The organism is Methylobacterium sp. 1A (genome assembly GCF_058072805.1).
Genome location: NZ_JBYQVE010000001.1, coordinates 1,695,300 through 1,721,864 on the forward strand (window position 1 = coordinate 1,695,300; position 26,565 = coordinate 1,721,864).

Sequence of the window (26,565 nt, forward strand, 5' to 3'; positions counted from 1 at the left end):
CCCGGAACTGCCCGGTCAGGCCGACCGGCGCAGGTTCCAGAACAGCGGCAGCCCGGTCAGCATGCCCTCCAAGTCCCGCCGGTAGGCGGTCGGCTGGAAATACTGGCCGCAGGGCAGGTAGGCGCCGACCTCCAGCGCCCGCGCCTGGATCCGCGCCGCCAGCGCCTTCTGGGCGTCGAGGTCCGGCGCGTCGAACCACGCGCCGCGCAGTTCCTCCAGGGGCGCGTCGGTCAGCCAGCTCGGCACGCCGGCCCGGCCGTTCCCGCGGGCGGCCAGATGGTAGGCCGGCGAGAGGTGGTCGAGCCCGCCGGAGAAGATGCCGAACATCGACCAGCCACCCTGGTCCAGGGGCTTGGCGTTCAGGATCCGCTGGTTGACCGTCCCCCAGTCGGTGGCGACGACGTCGAGGTTCATCCCGATCTTGCGGCAGGCATCGGCCATCACCTCGCAGATCGCGTTGATCCGCGGCACGTCGGTCCCGGAGAGCAGCACGACGCGCTCGCCCTTGTAGCCCGCCGCCGCCAGCGCCCGCTTCGCGGCGGCGAGGTCGCGGGGGGCGGTCAGCGCCTCCATGCCGGCCGAGGACGCCATCGGCCCGCCGGCCGTGAAGATGCCGACGGGCCCGCGCCGGATCGCCGGGTCGCTGCCGGCGACGGCGTCCATCATCTCGGTCTGGTCGACGGCCGCGAGCAGCGCCCGGCTGATCGCGGGATTGTCGAAGGGCGGCAGGGTGTGGTTGAGGCGGATCTGGCCGATCAGCCCGGCGGTCTCCACCAGATCCACCCGCACGGCGGGCTGGCGGTTCAGGTCCGGTACGAGATCGACGAGGGGCTGCTCCCACCAGTCGATCTCGCCCGAGCGCAGGGCGCCGGCCGCGGTCGCGCCGTCGGGGATCGTGCGCCACTCGACGCGGTCGAAATGCGCGATCCGCGGCCCCGCCGTGAAGCTCGGCGTGCCGTCGGGGCGCGGTCGATAGGCCTCGAACCGGCGGTAGACGTTGAGCGAGCCCGGGACCCGCTCCTCGGGGACGAAGCGGAACGGGCCGCTGCCGACGATCTCCGGCACCGGCTGCGTCGCGGGCGTCGCGCTCAGGCGCTCCGGCATGATCACCGGGACGTAGGAGGTCGGCTTGGCCAGGGCGTCCGGCAGGAGCGGGAAGGGCCGCTTCAGGCGGAACTGCACCACCGTGTCGGAGGGCGCCGAGAGTTCGTCCACCGTCGCGAACAGGGCCCCGCCATAGGCATCGCGCTGCGCCCAGCGCTTCAGGCTCGCCACCACGTCGCGGCCGAGGACGGGCGTCCCGTCGTGGAAGCGCAGGCCGTCCCGCAGGGTCAGGCGCCACGTGAGGCCGTCGGACGCGACCTCGTGGCCCGCCACCATCTGCGGCTGAGCGCGGTAGGCGGTGTCGAGGCTGTAGAGCGTGTCGAACACCATCAGCGCGTGGGTGCGCGTGACGTAATTGGTGGTGATGATCGGGTCGAGGAGCGCGAGGTCCGCGTAGGGGACGAACCGCAGGGTCGTCGCGGAGGCCGCCCGGACAAGGGCCGGCCGGGCGAGAGCCCCGGCCATCAGGGCTCCGGCGCCGGTCAGCAGGGTGCGTCGCTTCATGAATCGATCCCGGTCACGGCGGCGTTCGATCTGGCCGCAAGCCGGGTTCGCGTGCAAGTGGTGCGCCACTGCCGCGCTTCGATCGGGATCTCAGAACCCGCCCGGGCCGGGAGCCGGACGGGTCGCCCGTGATCGCGCTGCGCGGGCCCTCAGGCGGCGCGCGACCAGCGGATGTCGCCGAGGCTCTCGCGGAAGGCGAAGCGGGCGAGATGGTCGGCCACGACGTTCTCCAGCCGGGTGAGGTTGACCGGGTCGGAGCTGTCGATGCGCATCACCAGCGCGTCGGGCTCGGCATCGAAGGTGCAGACGCGGTCCTCGCCGAAGGGCACGGTGCCGTGAACGGGGGTCGCCTCGACCTTGAACTTGTGGCTCCAGTGCCGGCAGAGCTGCTGCAGGTAGCGGCTCGCCTCGGTGGTCTGCACGCGGGCCTGGGAGGTGGGCATTCCGTCGGTCTCCAGATGGATGTGAAAACAGCCTGTCGGTGACGGTTCGTCGTTCGATCTCGCACGTGCGAGATAGGGAGGCCTCAGAGCAATTGCCATGCCTGGCGCCGACGGATCCGTCTCCGCCGTCTGTATTGAGCGTGTGTCCGAAGCGTTAGCAGCGGCTTAACGCGACGGGCCGCCCCGGCGGTTCGCGGCGCGGCGTGGCTGTCCTGCACCCGTCTCCGCGCCGAATTATGGCGCGATGCACAAATTCACTCAGGCCGGCGGCGCACCGCGATCGGTCGGGGCGAGCACCTTGCCGGGGTTGAGCAGGTCGTCCGGATCGAGCGCGGCCTTCAGGCGCCGCATGAGGTCGAGCCCGACCGGGTCGCCGTAGCGCGCGAGTTCCTCGCGCTTGATGAGGCCGACGCCGTGCTCGGCCGCGATGGAGCCGCCCAGGGCGTGCACGAGGTCGTGAACGATCCGGTTGAACCGGCCCCAGGCGGACAGGAACGCCGCGGGCTCCATGCCGGGCGGCTGTGACAGGTTGAAATGGATGTTGCCGTCGCCGAAATGGCCGAAGCCGCAGGGCCTCAGGCCCGGCATCTCGGCGAGGCAGGCCGTCCCCGCCCGCTCCAGGAACTCGGGCAGGCGGGAGAGCGGCACCGACACGTCGTGCTTGATCGAGGCGCCCTCGCGGGTCTGCGCTTCGGGAACGCCCTCGCGCAGGCGCCAGAGCGCGGCGTTCTGGGCCCCGCTGGTCGCGATGGTGGCGTCGGCGATCAGCCCGTCCTCCAGGGCCTGCCCGAGGGCCGATTCAAGTTCGGCCCCCGTGTCGGCGTCCGGGCGCGCGGACGCGACCTCGATCAGCGCGTAGGCGCCGTGCGCGCCGTCTAGCGGCCGCACCGTCCCCGGGACGTGGCGGAGCACGATCTCGAGGGCGAAGGGCGGCAGGTACTCGAAGGCCGTGAGGTCGCGGTCCATCCGCGTCCGCAGGAAGACGAACAGGTCCAGAGCCGCCTTCGCCGAGTCGAGGCCGACGAAGGCGACGCTCGTCGAGCGCGGCCGCGGGAACAGCTTCAGCACCGCCGCCGTGACGATGCCCAGCGTGCCCTCCGAGCCGATGAAGAGCTGCTTCAGGTCGTAGCCGGCATTGTCCTTGCGCAGGGCCCTGAGCCCGTTCCAGACGCGCCCGTCGGCGAGCACGACCTCCAGCCCGAGGACGAGGTCGCGGGCGTTGCCGTAGGCGAGGACCGCGATCCCGCCGGCATTGGTGCTGACGCCGCCGCCGATCCGGGCGGAGCCGCGCGACGCGTAGGAGAGCGGGAACAGCATGTCGGCGGCCTCGGCCGCCTCCTGCACCTCCTGCAGGATCATCCCGGCCTCGACCGTGATGGTGGCGTCCACCGGGTCGACCGCGCGCAGGCGGTTCATGCGTTCCAGGGACAGGACGACGCCGCCCTGCGGCACGCCGGCGCCGGTGAGGCCGGTATTGCCCCCGAGCGGCACGACGGCGATCCCGGCCTGCGTGCAGGCGCGGACCGCGAAGGCGACGTCCTCGGTGCTCCCCGGCCGCAGCACGGCCAGGGCCGACCCGGTGAACAGGCGGCGGCTCTCCGTCAGGTAGGGCGCGAGGGCGTCGGGATCCGTCAGCACGTGCCGCGCGCCGAGCCCGTCCCGGAGCGCGGTCAGCAGGGTGTCGAGGGCGGCTGTCGGCGTCATCGCGCGGATTCTGTAGGCCGGAGCAGGCCGGACGCAAGCGCCGGTATGGCGCGCGCCGATGCGGACCTTACAACGATGATGTAGGGCCCGGGCGTCGTCGCGCCGGTCCACCCGGACGATCCACCGCAGAGGCAGAGATGCTCTCCGTCATCCAGAACCCGCCCCGCATCGCGCTCCCCATCGTCGGCAGCAGCGACTTCTATCCCGTCCGCCGCGTCTACTGCGTCGGGCGCAACTACGCCGCCCACGCCCGCGAGATGGGCGCGGACCCGGACCGCGAGCCGCCGTTCTTCTTCATGAAGCCCGCCGACGCCCTGCAGATCGTCGGGCCGGAGCCGACGGCCCACGCCTACCCGCCGAAGACCGCCAACTACCATTTCGAGGTGGAGATGGTCGCGGCCCTCGCGAGCGGCGGCAGCGACATCCCGGCCGCGACCGCCCTGGAGCACGTCTACGGCTACGCCATCGGCCTCGACATGACCCGGCGCGACGTCCAGGACGAGGCCAAGAAGATGTCGCGGCCCTGGGACACCGCCAAGGCGGCCGACGGGTCGGGGCCGATCGGCGCGCTCCACCCGGTCTCCGCCATCGGCCACCCGGCCAAGGGCGCCATCACCCTGTCGGTCGACGGCGAGATCCGCCAGAAGGGCGACCTCGGCGACATGATCTGGTCCGTCGCCGAGCAGATCGCCTACCTGTCGGGCTACTTCGCCCTGCAGCCCGGCGACCTGATCTTCACCGGCACGCCCTCCGGCGTCGGCCCGGTCCAGCGCGGCCAGCGCATGGTCGCGGCGATCGACGGTCTCGGCGCCATCACCCTCGACGTCGTCTGAGCCGCGCGGCCGCATGCTCCTCGATCGGCCGCTGCTGCGGCGCCTGTTCCACCTCGGGGCGCTCGCGTCCCGGGGCATGACCCTCGGCGTGCGCGGTGTCGCCCTCGACGGGGCCGGGCGCGTCGCCCTGGTGCGCCACACCTACGTGAGTGGCTGGCACCTCCCCGGCGGCGGCGTCGAGCGCGGCGAGACCGCGCGCGACGCGATCGTGCGGGAGTTCCGCGAGGAGGCGGAGATCGTCGCCGAGGGAGAGCCGCGCCTGCACGGCCTCTATCGGAACGTGGTCGCCGCGCCCCGCGACCACGTGGCCCTGTTCGTCCTGCCGGCCTTCACGGTCCTGCGCCCGAAGGCGCCGGACCGGGAGGTCGCCGAGTGCGCCTTCTTCCCGATGGACGCGCTCCCCGAGGGGACCACGCGCGGGACCCGCGCCCGGCTCCGGGAGATCCGCGACGGCCTCCCGCCGGAGCCGAACTGGTAAATCGTGACGGTTCGCGAAAAGGGCGCTTGCGTCGCCCGGCGGAATGGTGTTTAGAGAGCCGCGCCGGGGGCCGCCGGCACGAAAGTCCGGGCGGCGCGGCACAGTGAGCGGGTGTAGCTCAGGGGTAGAGCACAACCTTGCCAAGGTTGGGGTCGAGGGTTCGAATCCCTTCGCCCGCTCCAAATCTTCAATTATCGCAGTCACCTGCAGGATTGCTGCAACGCTTCACCCGGGCGTTGCAGCTTTCCAGGCGGCACCGAGGCGGCACCGCGCCTGCCATGATGCGGGATCTGCATCCGGATCCGCTCCCGAAGGAATGGGCGAGCGACGGCTCTGTCCGATTTTCCGGACTCCGCCGCTCGATCTCCCGACGCCCGCGACGCCTTTCCGTAGCTCGATGTCGACGAAGGTGCGGGATACGGATCCTACGCATTCCTTCCGACCTGCTCCGTAATCCGCTGCCATCGGTCCACGCGGCTGCGCCGCTCGCCGGCCGGCGACGCCCAGGGTCGGATGCAGTCGCCGTTCCAGACCTTGCCCACGGCGATGCTGATCAAGGGTACGGTGCTCCGCGGTCGATGGGGCGACTTCTTCGTCCAACGGCGAACGCGGGTTCGAAGGATGGCCGGTGCTTCCTTCGCACTCGACGCGTGCAGGTCGGCAGCCGAGATCGCGCTCCGGGCGCGGTCACTCTGTGGGAGATCGAAGACGTCCTGCAGTCCTACGCGCACGAGGTCGTCTTCGGCCCACGGAAGGATCGGAACGCCCTCTGGGGGCGGTGCCGTCTCGGCTCGCGTGCGGATCGGTTCGATCCACCAAGAGACCGAAGCGTCGCCCGTGACGTCCGTCGCCCGCATCCGGATCTCGCGCCGCGTATCGGCCTCCCGCTCGCCGCAAGGCATGCCGGGTGTGCGATGGGTCGCCTGAAGCAGCGCCGTCGGCCGAGATCGGTCGTCCCGCCGCTGCCGCGGCTCGGCCAAGGTGGGACACGCCATGACCAGTTGCGGAGCCGGGTGGCGTTCCAGTCCCGAGGCCGGATGGTCGTGGGTTTCGCAGGTCGGGTGATTGATCCGTTCGGGCTAGGGTCCGGTCGCTTCCGCTTCCGGAGCTCGATCGACGACCTGTCGCGAGGCCACGAAAGGTACGGCTCGGTGTCGTGTCACCCGGCCCAAATCGGATGCGGCATTCCAGACGGGCGTGGCAGCGGTTGGTCGTCCAACGCTCGTTCAGGGCATCTGAAGCCGTTTCGAGTCGCAGCCGGATCGCCCTTGCATGTCGAAAAATTCGACATTATCATTCTTGGGAAGTCACGGATTTCGACAGGCCATGCCACTCGCTCCGATTGCCGCTCCATCCGTCGCGTCCTTCCCGACACCCGAAGTCGAGAAGTGCCTGCGCGACGAGCTGATCGAGGCGGTCAAATCGGAGGCGGCCGTCAAAGGCGACGCCCTGCCGGCCACTCCGGCGGCGATCGCCACGACGACGTTTCAGATCGACTCTCTGGTAGTGGTCTCGCTGCTCACCGCAGTCGAAGCTGTCATCGGCTGCAACCTGCCGGATATCGTCGTACGCGCGGGTGGCTACACGTCGGTGGAGCAGGCCCTGGAACAGCTTGTTCCGCGGATCGAGAATCACTGGGCCAAGATCAACGGAGTGAAGACGTGACCCAAGCCTCGAGCCCTCCGGGCAGCGACGAGGAGGAACGCAGGAAGCTGGGCGATCGGCTGAAGGAGGCCAGGAAGTATCTCGGCCTGAAGCAGGAGGAGGTGGCGAACTACCTCAAGATCCCGCGCACGGCCTTGACCGATATCGAGAGTGGCCAGCGCCGTGTGGAAGCCATCGAGCTGACGCGCTTGGCCAGACTCTACCGTCAACCTGTGGGCTACTTCACCGGAGAAGACGAGGCCTCTTCGCGACTGCCGATCGACGTCGCCCACTTGGCGCGGCGGGCGGCGGCGCTCTCGGAGAAAGACAGAGAGGAACTCGGTCGCTTCGCGGAGTACCTGCGGGCCAGATCGCGGCCGGACCAAGGCTGAGCGATGGTTTCGACAACCTACGCAGGAGCGGTCCGGGTCGGCACACAGGCCGCCGCGCGGCTTCATCGGGACCTCGGCATTCGATCGCGGGTCGAAGCGCACGGAGGCAATGTCGACGTATTCGCATCGATTGGAGCGCTCGACCTGCCACTCCTTATGCGTCCCCTGCAGGGCCTCCTGGGAGCCTATCTGAACGATCCGGCTCCGGGAATCCTTGTGACTACACAGCGTCCGATGAGCATCCAGCGCTTCACGGCGGCCCACGAGCTCGGGCATTTCTCCCTCGGGCACGAGCCCAGTCTCGACGACGAGGGAATTCTGCGGCGCATGCCGATGGCTGGCGAGAGGGTGCCGAAATTCCAGGAGGTCGAGGCGGATGCCTTCGCGGTCGAGTTCATGATGCCGCGCTGGCTCTTCTTCGCGCACGCATCGCGTCAGGGTTGGGCGGCCAGGGACTTCGTCCGACCCGATCGCGTCTACCAGCTGTCTCTGCGTCTGGGCGCCAGCTACGCGGCGACCTGCTACACGCTCGCGAGGCGTCGTCTGATCACCTCCGGACAGGTCGACGCACTCCTGGAGACGAAACCGCGGGAGCTCAAGGCCGGGCTTCTGGATCCCTACCGCCCGGACGACTATCGAGGCGACGTCTGGCTTCTCACGGAACGCGACGCTGGAACCCGCATCGATGGAAGCCGCAACGACATCTTCGTGCTCCGCTTGAAGGAGCACAGCGGCGGCGGGTACCTGTGGGATATCGATCAGCTCAAAAACAGCGGCTTCGCGATCGTCGAAGACGAATTATCGGAGCCACCCGAAGACAGCGTCGGCGACAACGTGCTCCGGCGCGTCACGGCCGCGCCGCCGGATGACTTCCGCGGGCTGATCGAACTCGCCGAGTTTCGGCCCTGGGATCCGGACGCGATTCTGAACAAGTTGGACGTCGAGATGGACCTGACCGGCCCCGAGGAGGAAGGCCTCTCGCGTGCCGAGCGGCGGAGCTTGCTCGGGGCGGCATGAGCGGCGTCGAAGTTTTCGTAGACCTGAGGCCGCGCTTCGGTCATGCCCGAGACCAGGGCCCCCGGCCGACCTGTCTCGCATTCGCTGCGAGCGACACCCATGCCGGGGTTCGGCCTGGATGGCTCCCCCTGTCGTCCGAGTACGCGTTTCACCGGGCTCAGATGCGCACGGGCAGCGGCCCGGACGAAGGGGCCACGCTGGCTTCGATGCTCGACGTGCTGCGTGAGGACGGGCAGCCAGAGGAGCACGGTTGGCCCTACCTTCCGGCCACGCCCGTCGATGCTGCGTCCTGGGTCCCGCCGGGCGACGTCGGCCCTCTGTTCAGATGCGGATCCGAACGTCGCCCGGTCGGCTTCGACTTCATCGTGGGCGAGATCGAGCGCGGCCAGCCGGTCATCGTCCTGATACGGCTTTCCCGCTCCTTCTTTCGACCGAATGCGGACGGCGTGATTCATCCCGCCACCGGCGAGATGCCGGAGATGCTGCGCCGTCACGCCGTGGTCGCCGTCGGCCACGGAAAGGCCGGCGGCCACCGTGCGATTCTGGTGCGGAACAGCTGGGGCGCGAAGTGGGGCGAGCGAGGCCACGCTTGGCTTACCGAGGCCTTTCTCGGCCCGCGCATCTATGCTGCCGCGAAACTGACGGAGGATGTCGTTGTATCTCCCGATTCCCCAGCAGCCTGATTGCATCAGCGCATGGCGCGAGGCCGTGCGGATGGTCGAAGCGCAGCCGGGCCACTACGCCTATAACGTCGTCCTCGACATCGCCGATCCGACGAGGAACACGACGCTGCGGGATCCAGGCGTCGCGCTGGTCGACGACTTCCTCCGTCAACGGGGTCAACAGGCGGTCGAAACCGTGGCGAACACGATCTTCCCTGCCGGTCTCTATCACCGATACCGCGCCCCGGCCTTCTTCGACGTCTTTCAGGAACGGGTGTTGGGAAGGGTTCGGCGCAACGAGCGGTGGTCTGGCTACTACTTCGAGCGGATGATCGACATTTCGGTCCCGGAGGGGAAGAACCCGAATCAGCTTTGGGACATCATCGGACGGATCAACGACAAAAACGTCAAATCCCTCAACAAGTTCGAGCTTCCATTGTTCGATGCGGCGCGCGACGTCGACAACTCACCCTACGGAGGACAATGTCTCAGCTTTCTGAGTTTCAAGGTGGTGCCCGGAGCGAAGAAGAGCGGCAGGAAGCTTGGGCTTACGGCGATGTATCGGAACCACTTCTACGTTGAAAAATTGCTCGGAAACCTCATCGGCCTCGGGCGCCTGATGGATTTCGTCTGCCGGGAGACGGGCCTCGATATGGGCGAACTCACGATCGTCTCGACGCGCGCAGAGGTCGATCTGCCGAAGGGCACCCGTCGCAACGACATCAAGACCCTTCTAAGCCAGGCCCGGGATGCCGGCCAGAAATGCGCGGCCTGACCGATGCCGCGGATCGAGGGGGCGCCGCGGCCACGTTCGTCGCATGGGAGCCGGTCGGCTCGGATAGGGCCGCCGGCGGCCTCCCGCCAGGCCCGCAGGACTGTTCAGAAGGGCAGGCTCGCAGTCGTCGGCCGCTCCTTGGTCGTCTGGGCGACGCCGTAGAGCGAATGCACGCCCGCGATGAACTCTGCCTGTCCGCCGTAGCTCGGGTGGCGGACGACGGAGAGCGGGATGTCGATACCGGAAAGGGCCAGCGCTGCATCGCGCCCGATCGCCACGATGCGCTTCGGCGCGACCATCGCGATCAAGGCCTCCGTGAAGCACCACGTGGCGTCGCGCTCGGCGCGGGTGTGGCATCGGTTCGAGAACGGGTTCGTCGGCTCGTGAGGGTGGAGCGGGAAGACGTTCCATAGGACCGCGGGCTCGCCTATCCGGGCGAGAACACGCCAGATGATCGCCGCGGTGCGCTCGGCGACGACGGGGCCGCGGGTGGCGCGCTTGAGGTCGATGCCGCCCATCAGAGCGCCGGCCGACTCGAGATGGACCTCGTCCGTCAGGGGCAGTCCGGTCCGGCGGCCGCCGCGATATCCGAGATCGCGGGCGATCCAGATCGTATCGACGTTGGCGTCGAGTGCCGCTTCCAGGCAGCGTGTGAGGTTGCGTCGACGCACGGTGGCGGCATCGGCGCGATCATGCCCCGGGCAGACGTCTCCGTACGGATTGAAGACCGAGGGCAGCCGAACGTCGGCGAGCGCTGCAGCGAAGGATGCGGGCGTTCTCAAAGCAAGTGCTCGATCGAGAGGCGGCGGTTGATCATGTCGATGTGGATACGCCCGCGCCGATGTTCGCGCAGGAATCGGAAAGCCGCATAGCCCTGAAGAATGGCTTCTTCCCACATCCAAAGCGGGCAGCGCTCCGCCTCGTAGCCCGCCGCGAACTGGCGGACGTGCTTCAGGAGGTCGAACGGGATGTCGCCAGGCCGAGCGCCGGCGAACAATTCCAGGTTCACCGCCTGCCCGAAGATCCAGGTCGTGATTCCCTCCTCGATCAGGATCGCCCGTGCGCCGTCCTGCGCCTCGTCCACTTTCGGCGCGCTCTTGCGCTTCACCCGGAGCAGGGCCCGGACGACCGGCGACCAGCCGAGCACGGCGACGTAGGCGTAGTGGAAGACGTCGTGGAAGCGGTAGTCGTCCTGGAGCATGGCGTTGTCCGTCAGCCGGTCGCCGATGTTGATGCCGTTGCACCGCTGGTAGACGTATTTGCGATCGCGAACGTCGCGTTCGAAGATGTCGACGTACAGGTCGCGCGGCAGCTGCTCCGCCGGATCGGACTGCGCATCGAGCGGCACCGGATAGATCCGCTCATGCGGCCACCTGTCGAAAATCTTCTCCAGGTTCTTCACTGCCGCAGCCTCGAGCGTCACTCCCGCTTCGGTGGCGGCCTCGACCAAGGACCGTGTGATCGATCTCAACCGATCGGCAAGCAGATCGCGTTGTCCGAGGCGCTCCTCGTGCTGGTCGGCGAGCAGCACACCGACCTCGCTGGCAAGCTGGAGAAGCGTCCTTTCGAAAGCCGCGTTCGGCGACTCCTGTCGCGGCATGATCGCGGGCTGGAGGGATGCGAAGGTCGCCGCACCAGTCTGGGTCGGGCTTGCGAAGATCTCCTCCAATCGAAGTCCGCCGCGTGAAGCGACCGCGGTCAGGTACCAGAGGACATCACCGAGTTCTTCGACGACGGCGCTGGCGTATCCGAGATACGAGGCCCGATCACGTTGTTTCTTTTTAACTTCGCTGAGAAGGCTGCCCGTTTCCCCGAAGAGCCCGAGCAAAGGGAACGCCAGCGAGCCACCGTCGCTTCGCTGGTCGGTGGACGAGGCGAGCGAGGCGTAGCCCGCGATCGTGAGAGGTGAAAATTCGTCCATCGGCGCAGTCATAGAGCAGATCCTAGCCGTGCGGCCGTAGCCTGTCGCCAGCTACCATGGCGGTATCTCCGGTAAGCGCTGGTGCCGTCGCAGCGACCGTCGCAGTCGTTACGATGGGTGCAATCCCGAGCCGCCCTTCGCCGGCCTGGGGTTCCTCGACGAGGATCAGTCGGGCTGAACCGACATCAAGCGGGGATCGCGCGAACTGCGTTCACGACCAACGTCGCGTCGATCTCCAATGCGTCCGCGATCTCGAGGAATTCAACGAGATCGACCCGCCTTCCCCCTCCTTCGATCGCGGCAACGACAGATTGATATCGGCCCAGTCGCGAGGCGAGCTCGCTTTGGGTCAAGCCCGACCGCTCACGAGCTTCGACGAGGAGTTCGATCAATTTTCGATGACGTGCGCTTCTGAGGGTCTTGGGCATCGGCCCGACGGCGGGATCGAGAAAGCCGATCTGTCAGCTAAACCAGATGGAAAATTATCGGAAAATCTGATTTTCTTAGCGGCCGTCGATCGCGATTCCGCGCTCGCATTTCGGGAGGGAGCCATGACCCTCTGGTTCACGGCAGATCACCATTTCGGTCACGCCAACATCATCCGCCTCTGCCATCGTCCATTCGCCGACGTGGCCGAAATGGACGAAGCGATGGTCGAGCGGTGGAATGCCGCCATCGATAGCTGCGACGAAGTCTGGCATTTGGGCGATTTCGCTTACCGCTGTGGTCCCAATCGTCAGGCAGAGATCTTCAGCCGTTTGCGCGGTCGAGCGATCCATCTGGTGCGCGGCAACCACGACAGTGGAAGGACCCTCGCGCTGCCTTGGGCTTCGGTGCAGCACTACGCCGAGATCGTCGTGGATGACCGCTTGCTCGTCCTGTTCCATTACGCGATGCGCGCGTGGAATAGATCCCACCGCGGATCTCTGGCTCTGCATGGACATAGCCACGGAACCTTGCCGAGCCTGCCTGGCACTTGCGACGTCGGAGTGGATGTTTGGAATTTCCGGCCGGTTTCGTTATGCGAAATTCTTCGGAAGATCGCGCCGGATCCGCCGTCGTCATGACGAGGTCGCCCAGCTCATTCTGTTGGCGCGCCGCGTCGTCCGCGCGCGGAGCATTGGCATAGGCGCTCTGCACAGCTGCCGCGTGGACGCGGCGGATCGCGTCGAGACTGGCCCCCCTCGGCAGTGCAGCTGTACGGGACGGAAACGGTCTGCATGCGCGAGCGCGTCTGTTCGCGATCCGGAAGCTCCGCGATGCCCTCGGTCCGAACTACGCCGATATCCAGCTCGCCGACCTGTTCGCTCGCGTCGGACAGCCCGCAGCCTGCCCCTGGCGGCTGGCATTAATCACGCTGCTGCAGTTCTCCGAGAACCTGTCCGACCGCCGCGCAGCCGACGCCGTGCGGGCCCGCATCGACTGGAAGTACCTGCTCGGCCTCGACCTGACCGATCCCGGCTTCGACGCCTCGGTCTTGAGCGAGTTCCGCTCCCGTCTCGTGGCTGGCGGCGCTGAGGCTCTGCTGTTCGGCACCCTGCTCAACCTCTGTCGCGAGCGCGGCCTCCTGGCCAAGCGCGGCCGCCAGCGCACCGACGCGACCCATGTCCTCGGAGCGGTCCGCGGCCTCAACCGCCTCGGCTGCGCCATCGAGACCCTGCGGGCCGCGCTCAACGCCCTGGCGGTCGCCGCACCGGACTGGCTGCGTGCTCATACGGAACCGAGCTGGATCGAGCGCTATGGCCGTCCCATCGACGATTTCCACATCCCGCAGGGCGAGGCGGCCCGCCGCGCCTGCGCCGAGGAGGTCGGGTCTGACGGGCATCGGCTGCTTGTGGCCATCGACGCTGGGACCGCGCCGGGCTGGCTGCGCGAGGTGCCCGCTGTCGTGGTCCTGCGCCGGGTCTGGCTGCAGAACTTCCGCCTCGGCGAAGGGAGCGATGCAGGTCCGCACGGAGGCGATCGGGTCCGGTGGCGGACGGAGGCCGACGGTATCCCGCCCGCCCTGGCGATGGTCGCCTCGCCCTACGATCCGGATGTCCACTACGCCAAGAAGCGCGCGACTACCTGGATCGGCTACTAAGTTCACGTGACCGAGACCTGCGACGACGGTCGGCCGCCGCTGATCGTCCATGTCGCGACGACTCCGGCCCCGGTCGTGGACCGCGCGGTGCTCGACCCACTGCACACGGCGCTGGCGGCGAAGGACCTGCTGCCAGTGCGCCATCTCATCGATGCCGCCTATATCGGCGCCGACGGCCTCGTGATCGCAGCACGCGATCACGGCGTCGCCCTGACCGGGCCAGTGTCGAAGGACAACCACTGGCAGGCACGCACGGCCGGCGCCTTCACCCTCGAAGCCTTTCACCTCGATTGGGATCGGCAGATCGCAATCTGCCCAGCCGGACATAGCAGCCGGAGCTGGCACCCGAACCACAATCTCGGCCGTACGGTCATACGCATCCGCTTCGCCACGCGGGACTGCGAAGCCTGCCGCCTGAAGCCCCGCTGCACACGCTCGGGTCGCCGGCTCCTGACGCCGCGCTCGCGTGAGGAACACGAGGCGCTCGTCGCGGCACGGGCCGGAGAGGCCTCACCGGAGTTTGCAGCCGACTGGCGGCGGCGAGCCGGCATCGAGGGTACGTTCTCGCGCGGCGTACGGGCGATGGGCCTGCGTCGCAGCCGTTATCTCGGTCTGGCCGGAACGCACCTGCAACAGCTGTTGACGGCCACGGCAATCAACTTCGGCCGCCTCGCCGCCTGGAGCGACGGTCGCGTCCGTCAATGAGGTGGACTTTTGGGGTGGAATTGGAGCGGCCATCGGTCAGGCGGCCTGCGGTGGAAGGGTGATGGTGTCGTCGGTCAGTGCCGGCGTGAGGCCGACCATGCCCTCGACCTGCATGTAGCGATGCTGGAGCTGCCACTCGTCGTTTGCCTCCAACAGCACCGCGCCAATCAAGCGTTGGATCGAGTCCGTATTGGGGAAGATACCGACCACGTCGGCACGGCGCTTGATCTCCTTGTTGAGGCGCTCCAGCGGATTGGTCGAATGTAGCTTCGTTCGATGCTGGATCGGGAAGCTGAGGTAAGCCAGGACATCGTCGCTCGTGCCTTCGATGAAGCCCTTCAGCTTCGGCCAGCGATTGTGGAGTTGCTCGGCCAGATGCTGGAGCGCGGCGCGGGCCGCGTCCTGATCGGGCTGCTGGAAGGCGCTGCGCAGACCGGCCGCCACCATGGTCTGCTGCGCCCGCGGCACGTAGGCCAGGGCGTTCCGGGTCCAATGAACGCGGCACCTTTGCCATGTCGCCTTCAGCACGCGCCGGATGGCGGCCTTCAGGCCCTCGTGGGCGTCGGAGACGACGAGCTGCACGCCCGCGAGGCCGCGCTTGACTAGGCTGCGCAGGAAATCGGTCCAGAACACCTCCGCTTCCGACGGGCCGATATGCAGGCCAACGATCTCCCGCCGGCCCTCGGTGTCGACCGCCACGGCGACTATGGCGGCCACCGAGACGATCCGCCCGCCCTCGCGTACCTTCAGGTAGGTGGCGTCGAGCCAGAGATACGGCCACGCGCCCGACAGCGGGCGCGTCAGGAAGGCGTTCACGCGCTCGTCGATGTCCTTGCAGAGCTTGGACACCGACGACTTCGAGATGCCCGACAAACCCATGGCCTGAACGAGATCGTCCACACGCCTGGTCGAGACGCCGGCGATCCATGCTTCCTGGATTACCGCCACCAGCGCCTTCTCAACCGTCTTGCGTGGCTCCAGGAAGCCGGGGAAGTAGCTGCCGGTGCGCAGCTTCGGGATCTTCAGGTTGAGCGAGCCCAGCCGGGTGTCGAGGCTGCGCTCGCGATGGCCGTTGCGGTAGGTGCTGCGCTCGCCCGACCGCTCGTAGCGCCCGGCCCCGATCAGCCCGTCCACGTCGGCCTCCATCAGGATCTGCAGGACCGTCTCGGCGATCGAGCGCAGGAAGTTGCCGTCGTCGGCCTTCTGCAGCGCCTCGATCAGTGCCACTCTGTCGTCGGTCATCGGGGTTACCTCGGCTCGGGTTGAAGTCCGCAAACTCCACCTTAGCCGCCAGCCCCGATGGCCACCCCAATCCCCACCCGAACGGACCCGGAAATTACACCTCGTTCGCGGACGCTACCTGGAGCGACGGCACGCCCGCTGTCCGAACCCAACGCTCCGCCTTCGCCCGCCTCATGGCTCAGCCAATGGCCGCGTAGGAATTCGCCAGCAGTGTCTAAACCGAGGCAAGTCCACCCGTGGCGCAGCGGAAAAGTTGTGGTTTCAGACCTCTTGGCTGAATGGATGTTCGTGGCTGGTGCGTGACCTCGACCCGGTGCGCCACGCCTACGTAGTTGCCCTTAAGCGGCCCCGCTTAAGATGCCCTCCGGAATTTCGGCGCCGCCCTACCTCAGGCATCCAAGCCGTCATCCAACACGGATGAGGAGCAAACCGATGCCGAGCGCGATCTCCCTGCCCCAGCCCTCTCAGGCGGCCGCGAGCTTCGATGCGCCGGTCGGCGGCATCCACGGGAGCGCTCAATTCGCGGGCTGCCCGGAGCTCATCGGGACGCCGTTCTCCTACGCCCGCGAGGAGGAGGTCTACGGCGAGGGCGAGGACGCCGAGTTCGTCTACAAGGTCGTCGAGGGCGCGGTGCGCACCTACAAGGTCCTGAGCGACGGCCGGCGGCAAATCACCGGCTTCCACCTGCCCGGCGACCTTTTCGGCTTCGAGCAGGGCGAGACTCACCGGCATACGGCGGAAGCCCTGTCGGACACCAAGGTCCTGATCTTCAAGCGGCGCCAGATCGAACGGGCCGCGGCCCACCGCGCCGAGGTCGCTTGTCAGCTTTGGAGCATGGCAACGAACAATCTGCGTCACGCCCAGGACCATATGCTGCTGCTCGGGCGCCGGTCGGCCACGGAGCGCGTCGCTTCCTTCCTGATGGAGGTGGACGAGCGCCTGGGCGGCACCGGCACCTTCATCCTGCCGATGACCCGGCGCGATATCGCCGACTACCTCGGGCTGACCATCGAGACCGTGTCGCGCACCATCACGCAGCTTGAGGGCGACGGCGCGCTGCTACGCAGCAGCTGCAGCAACCGGCAGTTCAGCCTCTGCCGCGGCCGGATGCGGCGCGCGGTCGAGGACTGAGCCGCTCGCTAGTGACAGCTGGTGGCAGTGAGACACATATTTCGGCACGGCGGCGGGTCGCGTGGCGCGGCATTCTCGGTGCCGCGGCCATTTTGGCAATGGCGGAGCTGACCGCGCGGCTTGCCTACTCGGATGCGGTTGTCGCGGTGCAGATAGAGGCTGCCGTCCGACGTACCAATCACGACATGGCGCTCGCGAGCCCAACGGATCCACGCGCCGTGTTCTCGCGAGGGAATCAACGGTTCGCGGCTGGCCCGTGAGGATGTGTCGCTCATAGAACACCAACCCCCCCCGCTCCTGAGAGGTTACCTCCCGTCCTACGCATCGATTGCGGTGCCAAGCCGTACCATGCGGATCCGCGACAGACACATGGCGCTCTCAACGGCGACCTGTCCCTTGGCCCGGCAGCGTCTCTTCTGTTCGCGGAGCGGCCTCTCTTAGCCGCTTGTTGCCCGGCGGCCGTATGGGATCGTAGCCATACCCGCCCTATTCCCCATCGAAGTCGCCCCGTTGCCTGTCTGCCACTAAGACAGGCGAGCGCGTCGGGCCGACACCGGGCGACGCGATAGGCTGCCTCCTGGCGAGTGGTCATCCCGTTCGCCGGGTTCTGCTCCGGTCTGGTCGGGCAGGCGTTCACTGCATACTCTGGACCGCTCCGGGTACGCCGCGCAGAGGATGGGCCGACTAAGCCCCGAAAACTTGCGCTGGATCGAAGATAATCGCGCTCCTGGCTGCTTGAATAGCCAAGCTAGAGGAGGCGGCCATGTTCACACAATCTCAGCTGCGCGACCCCTACAATGTGTTCCTGCGCAAGCACAAACCCGGCCTGTGCTGCGCCGTGCGCGAGGACATGCCGGTTCCGACCTTTCTCAACCCAGAGAACTGGTCCTACGGCTACACGGCTCGAACCAAGACGGATCTGCCGGTCGGCTTCCAGCGTGGGGCTGCCCGCGATGCGACTGGGCGGCTTGGCTTCTACCTCTTCCAGCACATCTGTGCCTGATCGAGCCCCGGGGCGTGCCGGGATCAGTGTTGTGGGCTCGCACGATCCGCGGCGGGCCCTGTGCGGGCGGTCTCGATGGCACAGAGCAGGTCCGGCAAGAGTGTCTTCTCGACCAGCGGCAGGCCTACCGCTTCCGCGCGTTTGCGGATCAGGGGGTCGGGATGCCCCGTGGTCAGCACGACAGGGGCCTCGACGTCGAGCTCGCGCAACCGGCGGAACACCTCCACTCCGTTCAGGCCCGGCATCACATAGTCGAGCACCACGCAGCTTGGCTCAGGGCCCGGGAACGCTGAAAGCAGTTCCGCGCCACTTCGGAACGCCGCGACCGTGTAGCCTTCGCCCTCCAGCAGGAAGCGCAACGCGTCCAGCACTGCCGAATCGTCATCGGCGATGTAGATCGGCACGGTTGTCGTCCTTGAACGGGTTCGCTGCGCACGCAGGCTTGGTGACCACGTGAGCGCCATCTTCGACCGGCAATCTGACTTCGGGCCGGTCCCGCAGCCTTGATCTCACTCAAGCGGGTCCGAGGCCAGCCAACACCGACCAGCGCACCAGTTCGGACAGGCTGCTCGCCTGGGTTTTCGCCATCAACTTGGCCCGGTAGATCTCGACGGTGCGCGGGCTGATCTCGAGCGCGCGGCCGATCTCCTTGCTGGTGGCGCCAGCGACCAGATGGTCAAGAACCTGCCGCTCGCGCTCGCTCAAGGTACCGACCCGGCGGACGAACTCCTGAATGGCAGGATCTGCGGACGGAGACGGCTGCCCTTGTTCGAGAGCCGAACGAAGCGTCTGAAGCAGCGTTTCATCGCCGAACGGCTTCTCGATGAAGTCGCAGGCCCCGAGCTTCATCGCCTCGACCGCCAGCGGCACGTCGCCATGTCCCGTCATCAGGACCACTGGGAGCGCGCTGCCCCCCGTCCGCAGGCGACGCAGGAGCTTCAGCCCGTCCATGCCAGGCATGCGTATATCCGACAGGATGCAGCCACCGCCCAGGTGCGGTAGGGCGGCAAGCACCGCCTCTGGGCCGTCGTAGAGCTTCACCTCGAACCCCGTACTGGCCAGCAGAAACCCGACGGCGTCTCGGACTGCCTCGTCGTCATCGACGACATGCACGAGGTCAGCCATCGTTCAACTCCCGCTCGTGTACGGCCGGCAGCGTCAGGCGGAATGTCGCCCCACCAAGTCGGTTGCGCTCGACCGTGAGTTGCCCGCCATGCGCCTCCGCGATGGTCCGGCAGATCGACAATCCCACGCCCATCCCGGTCGGCTTCGTGGTCACGAAGGGCTGGAACAGCTTGTCGGCTACCGCCTCCGAAATGCCCGGCCCGGTATCCGACACCAGGATCTGGATCATCTCCTGGGTGACCGGCTTTGCCTCGACGATGAGCTCGCGCTGTTGGCTCTCCTGCATGGCCTCGCGCGCATTGCGCATCAGGTTGACCAGGATCTGCTGGATCTGCACGCGGTCAGCCAAGACGGACTGGACCCGTGGGTCGAGCCTGATGTGAGCCGACACGCCCTGCTCGCGCGCTCCCACCAGCGCCAGTGCGCTGGCCTCCTCGATCAGCCTGGAGACAGGCTCGATCCGCTTCTCGGTCTCGCCGCGCGAGACGAACTCACGGAGCCGCCGGATGATCTGGCCGGCCCTGAGCGCCTGCTCCGCCACTTGGTCGAGCGCCTCCTTCGTTCCCGGTGGAACGGTGACACCTTCCCGATCCAACAAGCGGCGGCAGCCCTTGGCGTAGCTGCTGATCGCCACAAGTGGCTGATTCAGCTCGTGCGCGAGGGTGGAGGCCATCTCTCCCATGGCACTCAGACGTGAAACCTGGGCGAGCTCGGACTGGAGCTCCTGCAGCTGTGCCTGGGTCTGCTGCTGCTCGGTCAAGTCGTTGATGAAGCCGGTGAAGAAGACCTGCCCGCCCGAGCGCATCTCGCCGATGGCAAGATCCATCGGGAAGGTCGAGCCGTCCCGCCTCTGGCCCGTGACCATCCGTCCGGTGCCGATGATGCGGCGTTCTCGGGTGCGGCGGTACCGGTCGAGATAGCCATCGTGCTCGCTCCGCATCGGCTCGGGCATCAGCATGCGGACGTTCTGACCGACCGCCTCATCCGCCGTGTAGCCGAACAGGCGCACGGCTGCGGCGCTGAACGAGTGGATGATCCCTGCCTCGTCGATGACGACCATGGCCTCCGGTACGGTGTCGAGGATGGATTGCAGATGCGCCTCGCGGGCCCGCAGCTCCGCCTCGGTCCGCTTCTGCTCCGCCTGCGCCCGCTTCTGGACATCGATGCTGAACATCACGCCCCGGTGGCGAACCGGATCACCGGCCGCGTCGAGCTCCACCCGCCCGCGCGAGCGGGTCCAGCCAATCTGCCCGTCGGGGCGCAGGATGCGCAGGTCGACCTCGTAGGTCCCACCCTTCTCAAGCGCGTGCTGGATCGCCTGCGCACGCTTCTCCCGATCGTCGGGATGGATGATCTCCTGCAGGGCAGCAAAGCTGGTCAGCTGCTCGGGCCGAACACCGAGGAGGCGAATACTGGTCGCGGACACGGTCACTTTGCCTGTGGCCGGCTTCAGCGACCATGTGCAGATCCCGGCTGCGTCGAGCGTCTCGCGCAGCTCTTCGGCTGATAGGGCCGGTGCCTCAGCAGGAGGCGTGCCGGTCGGATCAACCGAACGCGGCATCGCAGCCCGTGGGCCCAATCGGGTTCGCGCGGAGCGTCATAGATCGAACAACCTGCCCTAAGACGAGAGTGGGTAGAGCAATCAGGTGCATTTAGCACATCGGCAGCCGCTCCTAGCAATCCGAAGTTGTGCCCAGATGACAGCCCGCGCGTTAACGCAGCACATATGAGCCATGTCGCAGACGCAAGGCTCCGTGGCCTCGTACGCGCCTTCAAAGAAGGTGGCAGCCGTTCAGCTGACGACCAAAATGCTCGCGGCGGCGTGCAGCCAAATAATCGCTGCGACTCCGCCCGCCGTCTACCTTCTGAACAGCAAGAAGCAGCAGCGGCAAAGATGATTCCGCCGCACGCTCCGTGCAAGACAGCATTATAGATTGTCTAAAGTTTCTGGATCCGCCGTCTGTCGCGTCAACATGGCTATCGTGTAAATTTCATGCTCAACGCTCTAAGCTCGTCAGGTATCGGATCACATCCTCGACTTGGCCTGGGTCAAGCTGGAACTCCGGCATGCTCGGGTGGCCCGTCCGGATACCCTCGGCCAGCGCCTCGGCAAGGTAGGTGACGGGATAGCGCGTGTGCAGATCACGGAAGCGGGGCGCTTCCGCCAGCGGGCTCTCGCCCGTGCGGCCGACCGCGTGGCAGCGGGCACAATGGGTCTGCACGAAGGTGCGCCCGCGCTGGACATGGGGATCCTCCGCCGCCTCAGCGGCCCCCGTGCACAGGGTCAGGCTTGTGAAGAGTCCCGCGCCAGCCAGGGCGGAGGTGGAAACGCGCATACAGGTCTCCTGCAGGTTGATCGAACGCGGCCAAGTTCTCTCAGTCCTCACGGAGGGACAAGCCTCAGCCGACCAGGGTCATGATGATCCCGACGGCGGCGAGCGCCATGACCAGTGTAGCGAGCCAGCCCAGCCCCTTCAGCCAGCCCGTCACCGCGAAGGGACCTATCACATCGGTGCCTGCGGCGAGCCGCATCATCACGGTCATCACCGGCACCGCGTCGACGCCGTTCAGAACCGCGCTCCAGAAGAGTGCATGAACCGGATCGACGTTCGGCGTGAGACTGATCAGCATGCCGACAAGGGTCGCGAGCCCCACCACGCCGTAGAGAGCCTTGGCCTCCTGTACCCGGCGCGAGAAGCCGACTGGCCAACGCCGCGCCTCACCGACGGCATAGGCGGATGAGCCGGCGAGCACGGGCACGCCAAGCAATCCCACGCCGATCACGCTCAGCGCGAAGACCGCCTCGGCAAACCGCCCCGCCACCGGCAAGGCCGCAGCCGCCTCTGCGGAGGTCTGGATGTTCAGGGTACCGTGCGCATGGAGCGCGGCCGCCCCAGTGCCCAGGATGGAGAGCGCCACAAGATTCGACATCCCCATCCCGGTCAGGGCGTCGATCTCGATCCGGCGCAAGGCCGGGGGGGCCTGTTCGGGCGCGTGGAGAAGATCGCGCCGCCGTGGATAGACGTGAAACCACCCGAGCTTGCCGCAACCGGATGGCGTGGGAGGATGTATGTAAAAACCCTTAAGCGAGCAGCCGGAATATCCTTCCCCTCCGAATTCAAAGACTATCCACCTGCCCAGCTGGTGCACTTCTTGTGCCCCGTGCCGAGAGGCTCGACCGCGATTCGAGAAGGAGGTTCCGTGGTTCCCCGCAAGCGATCTGGCCTCCTGACGAGCGCGATGAGAGCCGCGCTTTGCGTGTCAGCTATCTTGGCCGCTGAGGCTAGCGTCCAATTTGTCTACTCCGGTCCCGTGCCCGATCCGCAGGCAGAAGGCGTCACCCGGCAAGTAGATGCAAAGATCGGCGTGCAGGCGGAGAGGGCTGCAAGGCGACTGGCCCCTGCCGCCGGACTGGGTTTTGGCGGCGATGACGACCGCAGTGGTGTCCGGGTGATCCTCGCCTCACCCTACGCGCGCTGACCTGCAGAGGACGCCGACCATGATCTTCCCCGATGCCTCGCTGCTCGACGACGAAGCCGAAGAACTCGCGATATTGCGCAAGGTTCTCCAAGCGAGCGGATCGAGAGCATCGTGGCGGCAGCCCTGCAGTGCCAGCAAGTCCCCCGCTTCCGTTCAGTCGCTTGAACGAGCTGAAGCGATGAGGGCGGCCCTGAAGCGTGTCTCTTGCTCGCCACCGCAGGAACTCAGCACTCCTGCTGCAGCATCATGACCCTGCGGACCAACTCAGATAGGCTTCCTGCCCCCACTTTGCTCGTCACGTGAGCTCGGTAGATCTCGACTGTTCGGTGGCTCATGCCCTGTCCGAGCGCTCCTACGGTCGGTTCTCGCGCGCGCTGGAGTTGCCGCCGGGCACCAAGGCCGAGGACATCGTCGCCCGCATGGACAAGGGCGTGCTCACGCTGGAACTGCCCAAGCCCGCGCTAAGACAGCCCGAGACCAAGCGCATCGAGATCAAGGCTCCCTGAGGACCCGGCGAACATAGTGGCCAGGTGTTCCTGCCTGGCCCGACGGTGGAATGGTGGCCGCCCGCCGACCACTCCGCGTTGGCCGCATGTCCCGGCGGGCCGTCTGTCCGGCCCCCGTCAGTCGTTCGGCACTTCGTTCCCGACGCCGCCCGCTTGATCGGCCTTGAGGCTGAGGATGTAGTCGACGACCGCGTCCCTCTCGCCCCGGTCGAGTTGCAGGCTCGGCATCCGCTGGTGATGGCTCTGCAGGAAGACGTTGAGAGACAGGGCGGTCGTCGACGGCATGTTGGCGACCCGAAGGAACGCCGGGCCGACAAACTCGCCTGCCTGCGCCTCGCGACCGATGACGTGGCACTGGCTGCAGAGTTGCTCGGCCACGGTCCGGCCCCCCACGTGGTGGTCCTCCGCGGGACCGGCGGCCGAAGTGGCAATATTGACCTCCAGCAGGCCAGCAAAGATGGCCCAACGGAGGATGCCGGACGGAAACGTCATGGCTGCCTCCTCTCGCTCTTGAGCCAGGTCGCCGCGGACATCATGGCAAGGCTCCCCGACGTGACGTGCGCCCAGAGCGCGCCCTCGTTCGCGGCGAACTCGAAAGCCCAAGGCGCAACGATTGTCCAGGCCCCTACAAGCCGAATCGTCTGTTCGAGCACGGCCCGGAAGCGGGTCTGATTGGCGCCGTAGAGGGTGACGATCAGTAAACCGGGCAAGAGCGCGAAGACGTCTGGGAGGTATGATCAGTGAAGACCAGCAACCACGCCGTCAGCACTAGTGCGACGCCAAGTGTGCTGTAGGATGCCGAGGAGGATCTCGCCGCTCACCAGATCGGCGGCCAGGGTGCGGCCATGTCCACGCGGGCCATGTTTGCCTCCGTTCCGCCCAGCTTGAAGCCGCGCCACGACCGGTCTCAAGCAGGTCGCGGCGGCGAACCGTCAGGCGTGGACCTCGGCGATGATGCAGCCGGGGTCGACCACCTCGTTGACCGGCGCGAGGACCATCAGGCGCCCGCCAGCGGGTGACACGATGTCGTGCAGCGCCTCGCCGATGCGCACGGCAGCCACGGCCTCGCCGGCCCGCACCTGCGTCCCATCCGCCACAAACCACCGTTCCAAGATGCCCTCGGGCAGCATGCCCGTTGACCAGAGTTCCTCGGCAACATGAACATCCGCCATGGTCGCTTCCCGTATCCAGGCACCCGTCGCAGGGCGCATCAGGCAGGTGAGGCTATCCGGAGAGTGACCTCATTGATTTGAATCACGGCTCGGCGTCCGAGTGTTTTGAGCCATGTCCCGCCGCGCATGCGCATCCTCGCCTTCGTAATCATGACCTTAATCGGGATACCGTCGCAGTCTGGATTCACAACGCGCTCCTGTTCGACCGGCTGTTCGATGGGCAGGATATGGTTGCTGCCGTGCCGCTTCCTGCACGGTTCCGAGCTGCCGCGACGGCGCCCGGATCTGCCGGAAGCTGCGCCGGACCGCGGTGAGCGCCCCTTGCGCTGGATCAATGTCCGACTGTCTGCCGTGGCTATAGTTAGCTTTGTTCAAGCATGACTTGGACTTGGTTGAGGAGATCTATGATGGGTGACAAGCTGATCCGCCAGGATGTCATCGATGAGCTCGATTTCGAGCCGAGCATTGATGCGGCCAATATTGGCGTCGCGGTCGAGAACGGGATAGTCACCCTCACGGGACATGTCGGGACCTACGCGCAGCGCGTGGCCGCCGAGAAGGCGGTCCGGCGGGTGCGCGGCGTGCGCGGCGTCGTGGAGGAGATGAAGGTCCGCTTGGCCGGCGAGACGCCGCCCCGCGACGAGGATCTCGCCCAGCGCGCCGTCCAGATGCTCGACTGGTCTGCGACCGTGCCGAAGAAGACCGTGCAGGTCCAGGTGCAGGACGGCTGGGTGACGCTGACCGGACGGGTCGAGTGGCAGTACCAGAAGGAAGAGGCCTACCGGTCGATCCGGCGCCTCGCGGGCGTCGCCGGCATCATCAACAAGATCGAGGTCGCTCCGAAGGCGAGCGCCCCCCAGGTACAGTCCAAGATCGAGGCGGCGCTCAAACGCAACGCCGAGCTCGAGGCGAACGCCATCAAGGTCACCGTGAAGGATGCGAAGGTGACCCTCGAGGGCAAGATCCACGCGTGGTACGAGCGCGAACTCGCCGAGAACGCCGCATGGTCGGCACCCGGCGTGCGCGCCGTCGAGGATCGCCTGACCCTGGGTTGAGCTGCCACGCGGGGCGGCAAGACCATCGTGCTCGCGCGCCCCGTGAACGCCTTCAACCACTATCATCGCTTCCGGAAGACGTCTCATGACCTATGCGAGCATCATGGTCGCCATGGACTTGGCGGATCAGGCGCGGAACCGCGTGCGCCTGGCCGCCCACTTGGCCGATACCTTTCACGCTGGCCTGATCGGCGTTGCGGCGGAGCAGCCGGCCTATGCGGTTCCGCCGGTCGGGCCGACGCCGGCGAGCGCCTACGCCCTTGAGACGTCCAGCGAGATGGTCCTGAACGACCTCAGATCCGCCCACGCGATCTTCACCGACATCGCCGGAACGCGCAGCCGCATCGAGTGGCGCTCGAACATCGACCTCCCAGATTCCTTCCTGATCGCGCAGGCGGCCGCCGCCGATCTGGTCGTGGTCGGGCGTAAGACGGAGTCCGGACCCGCGCTGTTCGCGGTCGATCCGGGCGATCTCGTGATGCAGGTCGGCCGGCCGGTGCTGGTGGTGCCGCCCCATATCGATGTCCTCGATGCCAAGCGCGTCGTGATCGGCTGGCGGAACACCCGGGAGGCCCGCCGCGCCGTCTGGGACGCGCTGCCGTTCCTGAAACGGGCGTCGCAAGTTCTCATCGTGTCGGTCGATGAGAGCGGCGAGGTCGCCGACGGTCAGGACATCCTCGGCCTCGTCCGCGCCCACGACGTCCATGCCACCGCGATCCAGAGAAGGACCCACGTCGCCACGGCGGCGGAAGCGCTGATCGAGGTCGCCGCCGAACAGGGTGCCGACCTGATCGTGACCGGCGCCTATGGGCACGGCCGCCTGCGGGAATGGGCGTTCGGCGGCGTCACCCGGACACTCCTGGCCGGTGCCCCCGTCTGCTGCCTGATGAGCCACTGAGACAGTCGCAGGGATGGGCGCCATGACTGGCAAACGCAACCTCATGATCCCGAACGGGGGCTACGTCGTCGTAGGCGACGGTCACAAGGCCTTGGTGCTCCTTAACGAAGGCCACCCTCTGAACCTGAACCTCCGCGTGCAGAAGGTCTTCAAAGCACCACCGAATCCGCCGACCCGCGAACAGGGGACGGACACGCCCCCGCGGGTCAGGCTCGGCGACCGGCGCAGCGCCATCGAGCAGACGGACTGGCACGAGATGGCCGAACACCGGTTCACCGAAGAGGTCGCTCGGGCGCTGGATCGGCTCAACCCCGTTCCCGCCCTGGTCGTCGTCGCCCCGCCGAAAACGCTCTCGGAGTTGCGTCTCGCCCTGCCCGAACGGCTCAAGCGCGCAATCATCGGGGAGGTCGACAAGGACTTGACCAAGCATACGGTCAACGAGATTCAGAGACATCTCTGCGCGGCGTGAGGCCGCCCCTGCGACGCTGGTTTCTTGGCCGGGACGCCGCGTCCGAACCTGTCCCCGGGTTGACCTCCGTCTCGCCTTAACACTGATCCGAAGATGCGGGCATGGGGCACGCGACCGTCTGCAGTGCGGCGATTGCCCTTCTCGGTATGGAGGTGACAGAGCGCGGACCGGTGGAGGGGGCGCGACTGGCGCAAGGTACGAGCGGCTCGGTTATCCCGC

General features: G+C 67.1%; 29 protein-coding genes, 1 tRNA gene and 2 pseudogenes. 17 read left to right on the forward strand and 15 right to left on the reverse strand.

The features are described from left to right. Positions 1-15 precede the first annotated feature (15 nt). The 3 genes from ACX9MN_RS08295 to ACX9MN_RS08305 form a co-directional block, all read right to left on the reverse strand. Entirely contained in the window at positions 16-1,608 is a 1,593-nt protein-coding gene (locus ACX9MN_RS08295; protein ID WP_482958378.1) for an ABC transporter substrate-binding protein, read from the reverse strand. Between the two features lie 149 nt (positions 1,609-1,757). Continuing rightward, a complete protein-coding gene (locus tag ACX9MN_RS08300; protein ID WP_012320003.1) occupies positions 1,758-2,051 on the reverse strand; it encodes a DUF2218 domain-containing protein in 294 nt (97 codons plus the stop codon). 258 nt (positions 2,052-2,309) lie between these two features. Further along, entirely contained in the window at positions 2,310-3,755 is a 1,446-nt protein-coding gene (locus ACX9MN_RS08305) for an FAD-binding oxidoreductase (RefSeq protein WP_489724172.1), read from the reverse strand. A 137-nt stretch (positions 3,756-3,892) separates the two neighbouring features. Here ACX9MN_RS08305 and ACX9MN_RS08310 point away from each other — a divergent pair, with 137 nt between their 5' ends. The 8 genes from ACX9MN_RS08310 (at position 3,893) to ACX9MN_RS08345 (ending at position 9,556) form a co-directional block, all read left to right on the forward strand. Beyond that, positions 3,893-4,588 (forward strand): fumarylacetoacetate hydrolase family protein, encoded by a 696-nt coding sequence (locus ACX9MN_RS08310; RefSeq protein ID WP_489724173.1) that lies wholly within the window; start codon positions 3,893-3,895, stop codon positions 4,586-4,588. 13 nt (positions 4,589-4,601) lie between these two features. Beyond that, positions 4,602-5,066 (forward strand): NUDIX domain-containing protein, encoded by a 465-nt coding sequence (locus tag ACX9MN_RS08315; RefSeq protein WP_042670671.1) that lies wholly within the window; start codon positions 4,602-4,604, stop codon positions 5,064-5,066. 107 nt (positions 5,067-5,173) lie between these two features. Further along, a tRNA-Gly gene (locus ACX9MN_RS08320) sits at positions 5,174-5,248 on the forward strand. A gap of 1,144 nt (positions 5,249-6,392) precedes the next feature. After that, entirely contained in the window at positions 6,393-6,731 is a 339-nt protein-coding gene (locus ACX9MN_RS08325) for a hypothetical protein (protein WP_489724174.1), read from the forward strand. After that, positions 6,728-7,102, forward strand: a complete 375-nt coding sequence (locus ACX9MN_RS08330; RefSeq protein WP_489724175.1) for a helix-turn-helix domain-containing protein — start codon at positions 6,728-6,730, stop codon at positions 7,100-7,102. Before ACX9MN_RS08325 ends, ACX9MN_RS08330 begins: the two co-directional genes overlap by 4 nt. A 3-nt stretch (positions 7,103-7,105) precedes the next feature. Then, positions 7,106-8,119, forward strand: a complete 1,014-nt coding sequence (locus ACX9MN_RS08335) for an ImmA/IrrE family metallo-endopeptidase (protein WP_489724176.1) — start codon at positions 7,106-7,108, stop codon at positions 8,117-8,119. Between the two features lie 161 nt (positions 8,120-8,280). Next, entirely contained in the window at positions 8,281-8,802 is a 522-nt protein-coding gene (locus ACX9MN_RS08340) for a C1 family peptidase (protein WP_489724177.1), read from the forward strand. Next, positions 8,774-9,556 carry a hypothetical protein gene (locus ACX9MN_RS08345; RefSeq protein ID WP_489724178.1) on the forward strand — a complete coding sequence of 261 codons (783 nt, stop codon included), beginning with the start codon at positions 8,774-8,776 and terminating at the stop codon, positions 9,554-9,556. Before ACX9MN_RS08340 ends, ACX9MN_RS08345 begins: the two co-directional genes overlap by 29 nt. Positions 9,557-9,660: 104 nt before the next feature. On the opposite strand, the gene ACX9MN_RS08350 is transcribed toward ACX9MN_RS08345, so the two are convergent. The 3 genes from ACX9MN_RS08350 to ACX9MN_RS08360 form a co-directional block, all read right to left on the reverse strand. Beyond that, the gene (locus ACX9MN_RS08350; protein WP_489724179.1) at positions 9,661-10,227 is read right to left on the reverse strand and encodes a uracil-DNA glycosylase; all 567 of its coding nucleotides are present in this window, start codon (positions 10,225-10,227) and stop codon (positions 9,661-9,663) included. A gap of 107 nt (positions 10,228-10,334) precedes the next feature. Beyond that, complete coding sequence (locus ACX9MN_RS08355) at positions 10,335-11,489, reverse strand: nucleoside triphosphate pyrophosphohydrolase family protein (protein ID WP_489724180.1); 1,155 nt, start codon at positions 11,487-11,489, stop codon at positions 10,335-10,337. A gap of 173 nt (positions 11,490-11,662) precedes the next feature. Next, positions 11,663-11,905, reverse strand: coding sequence for a helix-turn-helix domain-containing protein (locus ACX9MN_RS08360; RefSeq protein WP_489724181.1), 243 nt, complete (start codon positions 11,903-11,905; stop codon positions 11,663-11,665). Positions 11,906-12,028: 123 nt separating this feature from the next. Between ACX9MN_RS08360 and ACX9MN_RS08365 the strand changes: the two genes are divergently transcribed. Both ACX9MN_RS08365 and ACX9MN_RS08370 read left to right on the forward strand, forming a co-directional pair. Then, entirely contained in the window at positions 12,029-12,544 is a 516-nt protein-coding gene (locus ACX9MN_RS08365) for a metallophosphoesterase family protein (protein ID WP_489724182.1), read from the forward strand. Positions 12,545-12,693: 149 nt separating this feature from the next. Continuing rightward, positions 12,694-14,265 (forward strand): annotated as a pseudogene (locus tag ACX9MN_RS08370) (IS1182 family transposase). A gap of 36 nt (positions 14,266-14,301) precedes the next feature. Here the strand turns inward: ACX9MN_RS08370 and ACX9MN_RS08375 are convergent. Further along, on the reverse strand, positions 14,302-15,507 hold the full coding sequence (locus ACX9MN_RS08375) for an IS256 family transposase (protein WP_489724183.1): 1,206 nt from the start codon (positions 15,505-15,507) through the stop codon (positions 14,302-14,304). A gap of 432 nt (positions 15,508-15,939) precedes the next feature. Between ACX9MN_RS08375 and ACX9MN_RS08380 the strand changes: the two genes are divergently transcribed. After that, positions 15,940-16,638, forward strand: coding sequence for a cyclic nucleotide-binding domain-containing protein (locus tag ACX9MN_RS08380; RefSeq protein WP_489724184.1), 699 nt, complete (start codon positions 15,940-15,942; stop codon positions 16,636-16,638). 763 nt (positions 16,639-17,401) lie between these two features. Beyond that, a complete protein-coding gene (locus ACX9MN_RS08385; RefSeq protein ID WP_489724185.1) occupies positions 17,402-17,641 on the forward strand; it encodes a hypothetical protein in 240 nt (79 codons plus the stop codon). A gap of 23 nt (positions 17,642-17,664) precedes the next feature. Here ACX9MN_RS08385 and ACX9MN_RS08390 read toward each other — a convergent pair whose 3' ends face one another. The 5 genes and pseudogenes from ACX9MN_RS08390 to ACX9MN_RS08410 all read right to left on the reverse strand — a co-directional run. Further along, a complete protein-coding gene (locus tag ACX9MN_RS08390; RefSeq protein ID WP_489724186.1) occupies positions 17,665-18,045 on the reverse strand; it encodes a response regulator transcription factor in 381 nt (126 codons plus the stop codon). 109 nt (positions 18,046-18,154) lie between these two features. Then, positions 18,155-18,766 carry a response regulator FixJ gene (gene fixJ, locus ACX9MN_RS08395; protein WP_489724187.1) on the reverse strand — a complete coding sequence of 204 codons (612 nt, stop codon included), beginning with the start codon at positions 18,764-18,766 and terminating at the stop codon, positions 18,155-18,157. Next, complete coding sequence (locus ACX9MN_RS08400; protein WP_489724188.1) at positions 18,759-20,327, reverse strand: PAS domain-containing sensor histidine kinase; 1,569 nt, start codon at positions 20,325-20,327, stop codon at positions 18,759-18,761. The genes fixJ and ACX9MN_RS08400 overlap by 8 nt, the downstream gene beginning before the upstream one ends. A gap of 436 nt (positions 20,328-20,763) precedes the next feature. Then, positions 20,764-21,102, reverse strand: a complete 339-nt coding sequence (locus tag ACX9MN_RS08405) for a c-type cytochrome (protein ID WP_489724189.1) — start codon at positions 21,100-21,102, stop codon at positions 20,764-20,766. A gap of 64 nt (positions 21,103-21,166) precedes the next feature. Continuing rightward, positions 21,167-21,793 (reverse strand): annotated as a pseudogene (locus ACX9MN_RS08410) (divalent metal cation transporter); the annotation flags it as partial. Positions 21,794-22,265: 472 nt separating this feature from the next. Between ACX9MN_RS08410 and ACX9MN_RS08415 the strand changes: the two are divergent. Next, positions 22,266-22,496, forward strand: coding sequence for a hypothetical protein (locus tag ACX9MN_RS08415; RefSeq protein ID WP_489724190.1), 231 nt, complete (start codon positions 22,266-22,268; stop codon positions 22,494-22,496). A gap of 76 nt (positions 22,497-22,572) precedes the next feature. Beyond that, positions 22,573-22,752: an Hsp20/alpha crystallin family protein gene (locus tag ACX9MN_RS08420; RefSeq protein WP_489724191.1), complete on the forward strand. Its 180-nt coding sequence runs from the start codon at positions 22,573-22,575 to the stop codon at positions 22,750-22,752. Between the two features lie 117 nt (positions 22,753-22,869). On the opposite strand, the gene ACX9MN_RS08425 is transcribed toward ACX9MN_RS08420, so the two are convergent. The 3 genes from ACX9MN_RS08425 to ACX9MN_RS08435 form a co-directional block, all read right to left on the reverse strand. Further along, the gene (locus tag ACX9MN_RS08425; RefSeq protein WP_489724192.1) at positions 22,870-23,244 is read right to left on the reverse strand and encodes a c-type cytochrome; all 375 of its coding nucleotides are present in this window, start codon (positions 23,242-23,244) and stop codon (positions 22,870-22,872) included. After that, on the reverse strand, positions 23,241-23,462 hold the full coding sequence (locus ACX9MN_RS08430; protein ID WP_489724193.1) for an SPW repeat protein: 222 nt from the start codon (positions 23,460-23,462) through the stop codon (positions 23,241-23,243). The genes ACX9MN_RS08425 and ACX9MN_RS08430 overlap by 4 nt, the downstream gene beginning before the upstream one ends. Before the next feature lie 222 nt (positions 23,463-23,684). Then, positions 23,685-23,924 carry a biotin/lipoyl-containing protein gene (locus ACX9MN_RS08435; protein ID WP_489724194.1) on the reverse strand — a complete coding sequence of 80 codons (240 nt, stop codon included), beginning with the start codon at positions 23,922-23,924 and terminating at the stop codon, positions 23,685-23,687. 407 nt (positions 23,925-24,331) lie between these two features. Here ACX9MN_RS08435 and ACX9MN_RS08440 point away from each other — a divergent pair, with 407 nt between their 5' ends. From ACX9MN_RS08440 to ACX9MN_RS08450, 3 genes are all read left to right on the forward strand, one after another. Further along, entirely contained in the window at positions 24,332-24,979 is a 648-nt protein-coding gene (locus tag ACX9MN_RS08440) for a BON domain-containing protein (protein ID WP_489724195.1), read from the forward strand. A gap of 85 nt (positions 24,980-25,064) precedes the next feature. Next, the gene (locus tag ACX9MN_RS08445) at positions 25,065-25,877 is read left to right on the forward strand and encodes a universal stress protein (RefSeq protein ID WP_489724196.1); all 813 of its coding nucleotides are present in this window, start codon (positions 25,065-25,067) and stop codon (positions 25,875-25,877) included. 22 nt (positions 25,878-25,899) lie between these two features. Then, positions 25,900-26,346 (forward strand): host attachment protein, encoded by a 447-nt coding sequence (locus tag ACX9MN_RS08450; protein ID WP_489724197.1) that lies wholly within the window; start codon positions 25,900-25,902, stop codon positions 26,344-26,346. The last annotated feature ends 219 nt before the right edge of the window (positions 26,347-26,565 follow it).

Bases quoted from the DNA above. Each gene is read 5' to 3' on its own strand.
- ACX9MN_RS08375 (WP_489724183.1), bottom strand. From the start codon at position 15,507: ATGACCGACGACAGAGTGGCACTGATCGAGGCGCTGCAGAAGGCCGAC.
- ACX9MN_RS08355 (WP_489724180.1), bottom strand. From the start codon at position 11,489: ATGACTGCGCCGATGGACGAATTTTCACCTCTCACGATCGCGGGCTAC.
- ACX9MN_RS08440 (WP_489724195.1), top strand. From the start codon at position 24,332: ATGGGTGACAAGCTGATCCGCCAGGATGTCATCGATGAGCTCGATTTC.
- fixJ (WP_489724187.1), bottom strand. From the start codon at position 18,766: ATGGCTGACCTCGTGCATGTCGTCGATGACGACGAGGCAGTCCGAGAC.
- ACX9MN_RS08335 (WP_489724176.1), top strand. From the start codon at position 7,106: ATGGTTTCGACAACCTACGCAGGAGCGGTCCGGGTCGGCACACAGGCC.
- ACX9MN_RS08315 (WP_042670671.1), top strand. From the start codon at position 4,602: ATGCTCCTCGATCGGCCGCTGCTGCGGCGCCTGTTCCACCTCGGGGCG.
- ACX9MN_RS08405 (WP_489724189.1), bottom strand. From the start codon at position 21,102: ATGCGCGTTTCCACCTCCGCCCTGGCTGGCGCGGGACTCTTCACAAGC.
- ACX9MN_RS08385 (WP_489724185.1), top strand. From the start codon at position 17,402: ATGTTCACACAATCTCAGCTGCGCGACCCCTACAATGTGTTCCTGCGC.
- ACX9MN_RS08425 (WP_489724192.1), bottom strand. From the start codon at position 23,244: ATGACGTTTCCGTCCGGCATCCTCCGTTGGGCCATCTTTGCTGGCCTG.
- ACX9MN_RS08340 (WP_489724177.1), top strand. From the start codon at position 8,281: ATGCGCACGGGCAGCGGCCCGGACGAAGGGGCCACGCTGGCTTCGATG.
- ACX9MN_RS08400 (WP_489724188.1), bottom strand. From the start codon at position 20,327: ATGCCGCGTTCGGTTGATCCGACCGGCACGCCTCCTGCTGAGGCACCG.
- ACX9MN_RS08360 (WP_489724181.1), bottom strand. From the start codon at position 11,905: ATGCCCAAGACCCTCAGAAGCGCACGTCATCGAAAATTGATCGAACTC.
- ACX9MN_RS08325 (WP_489724174.1), top strand. From the start codon at position 6,393: ATGCCACTCGCTCCGATTGCCGCTCCATCCGTCGCGTCCTTCCCGACA.
- ACX9MN_RS08415 (WP_489724190.1), top strand. From the start codon at position 22,266: ATGATCTTCCCCGATGCCTCGCTGCTCGACGACGAAGCCGAAGAACTC.
- ACX9MN_RS08450 (WP_489724197.1), top strand. From the start codon at position 25,900: ATGACTGGCAAACGCAACCTCATGATCCCGAACGGGGGCTACGTCGTC.
- ACX9MN_RS08445 (WP_489724196.1), top strand. From the start codon at position 25,065: ATGACCTATGCGAGCATCATGGTCGCCATGGACTTGGCGGATCAGGCG.
- ACX9MN_RS08310 (WP_489724173.1), top strand. From the start codon at position 3,893: ATGCTCTCCGTCATCCAGAACCCGCCCCGCATCGCGCTCCCCATCGTC.
- ACX9MN_RS08365 (WP_489724182.1), top strand. From the start codon at position 12,029: ATGACCCTCTGGTTCACGGCAGATCACCATTTCGGTCACGCCAACATC.
- ACX9MN_RS08435 (WP_489724194.1), bottom strand. From the start codon at position 23,924: ATGGCGGATGTTCATGTTGCCGAGGAACTCTGGTCAACGGGCATGCTG.
- ACX9MN_RS08300 (WP_012320003.1), bottom strand. From the start codon at position 2,051: ATGCCCACCTCCCAGGCCCGCGTGCAGACCACCGAGGCGAGCCGCTAC.
- ACX9MN_RS08305 (WP_489724172.1), bottom strand. From the start codon at position 3,755: ATGACGCCGACAGCCGCCCTCGACACCCTGCTGACCGCGCTCCGGGAC.
- ACX9MN_RS08380 (WP_489724184.1), top strand. From the start codon at position 15,940: ATGCCGAGCGCGATCTCCCTGCCCCAGCCCTCTCAGGCGGCCGCGAGC.
- ACX9MN_RS08295 (WP_482958378.1), bottom strand. From the start codon at position 1,608: ATGAAGCGACGCACCCTGCTGACCGGCGCCGGAGCCCTGATGGCCGGG.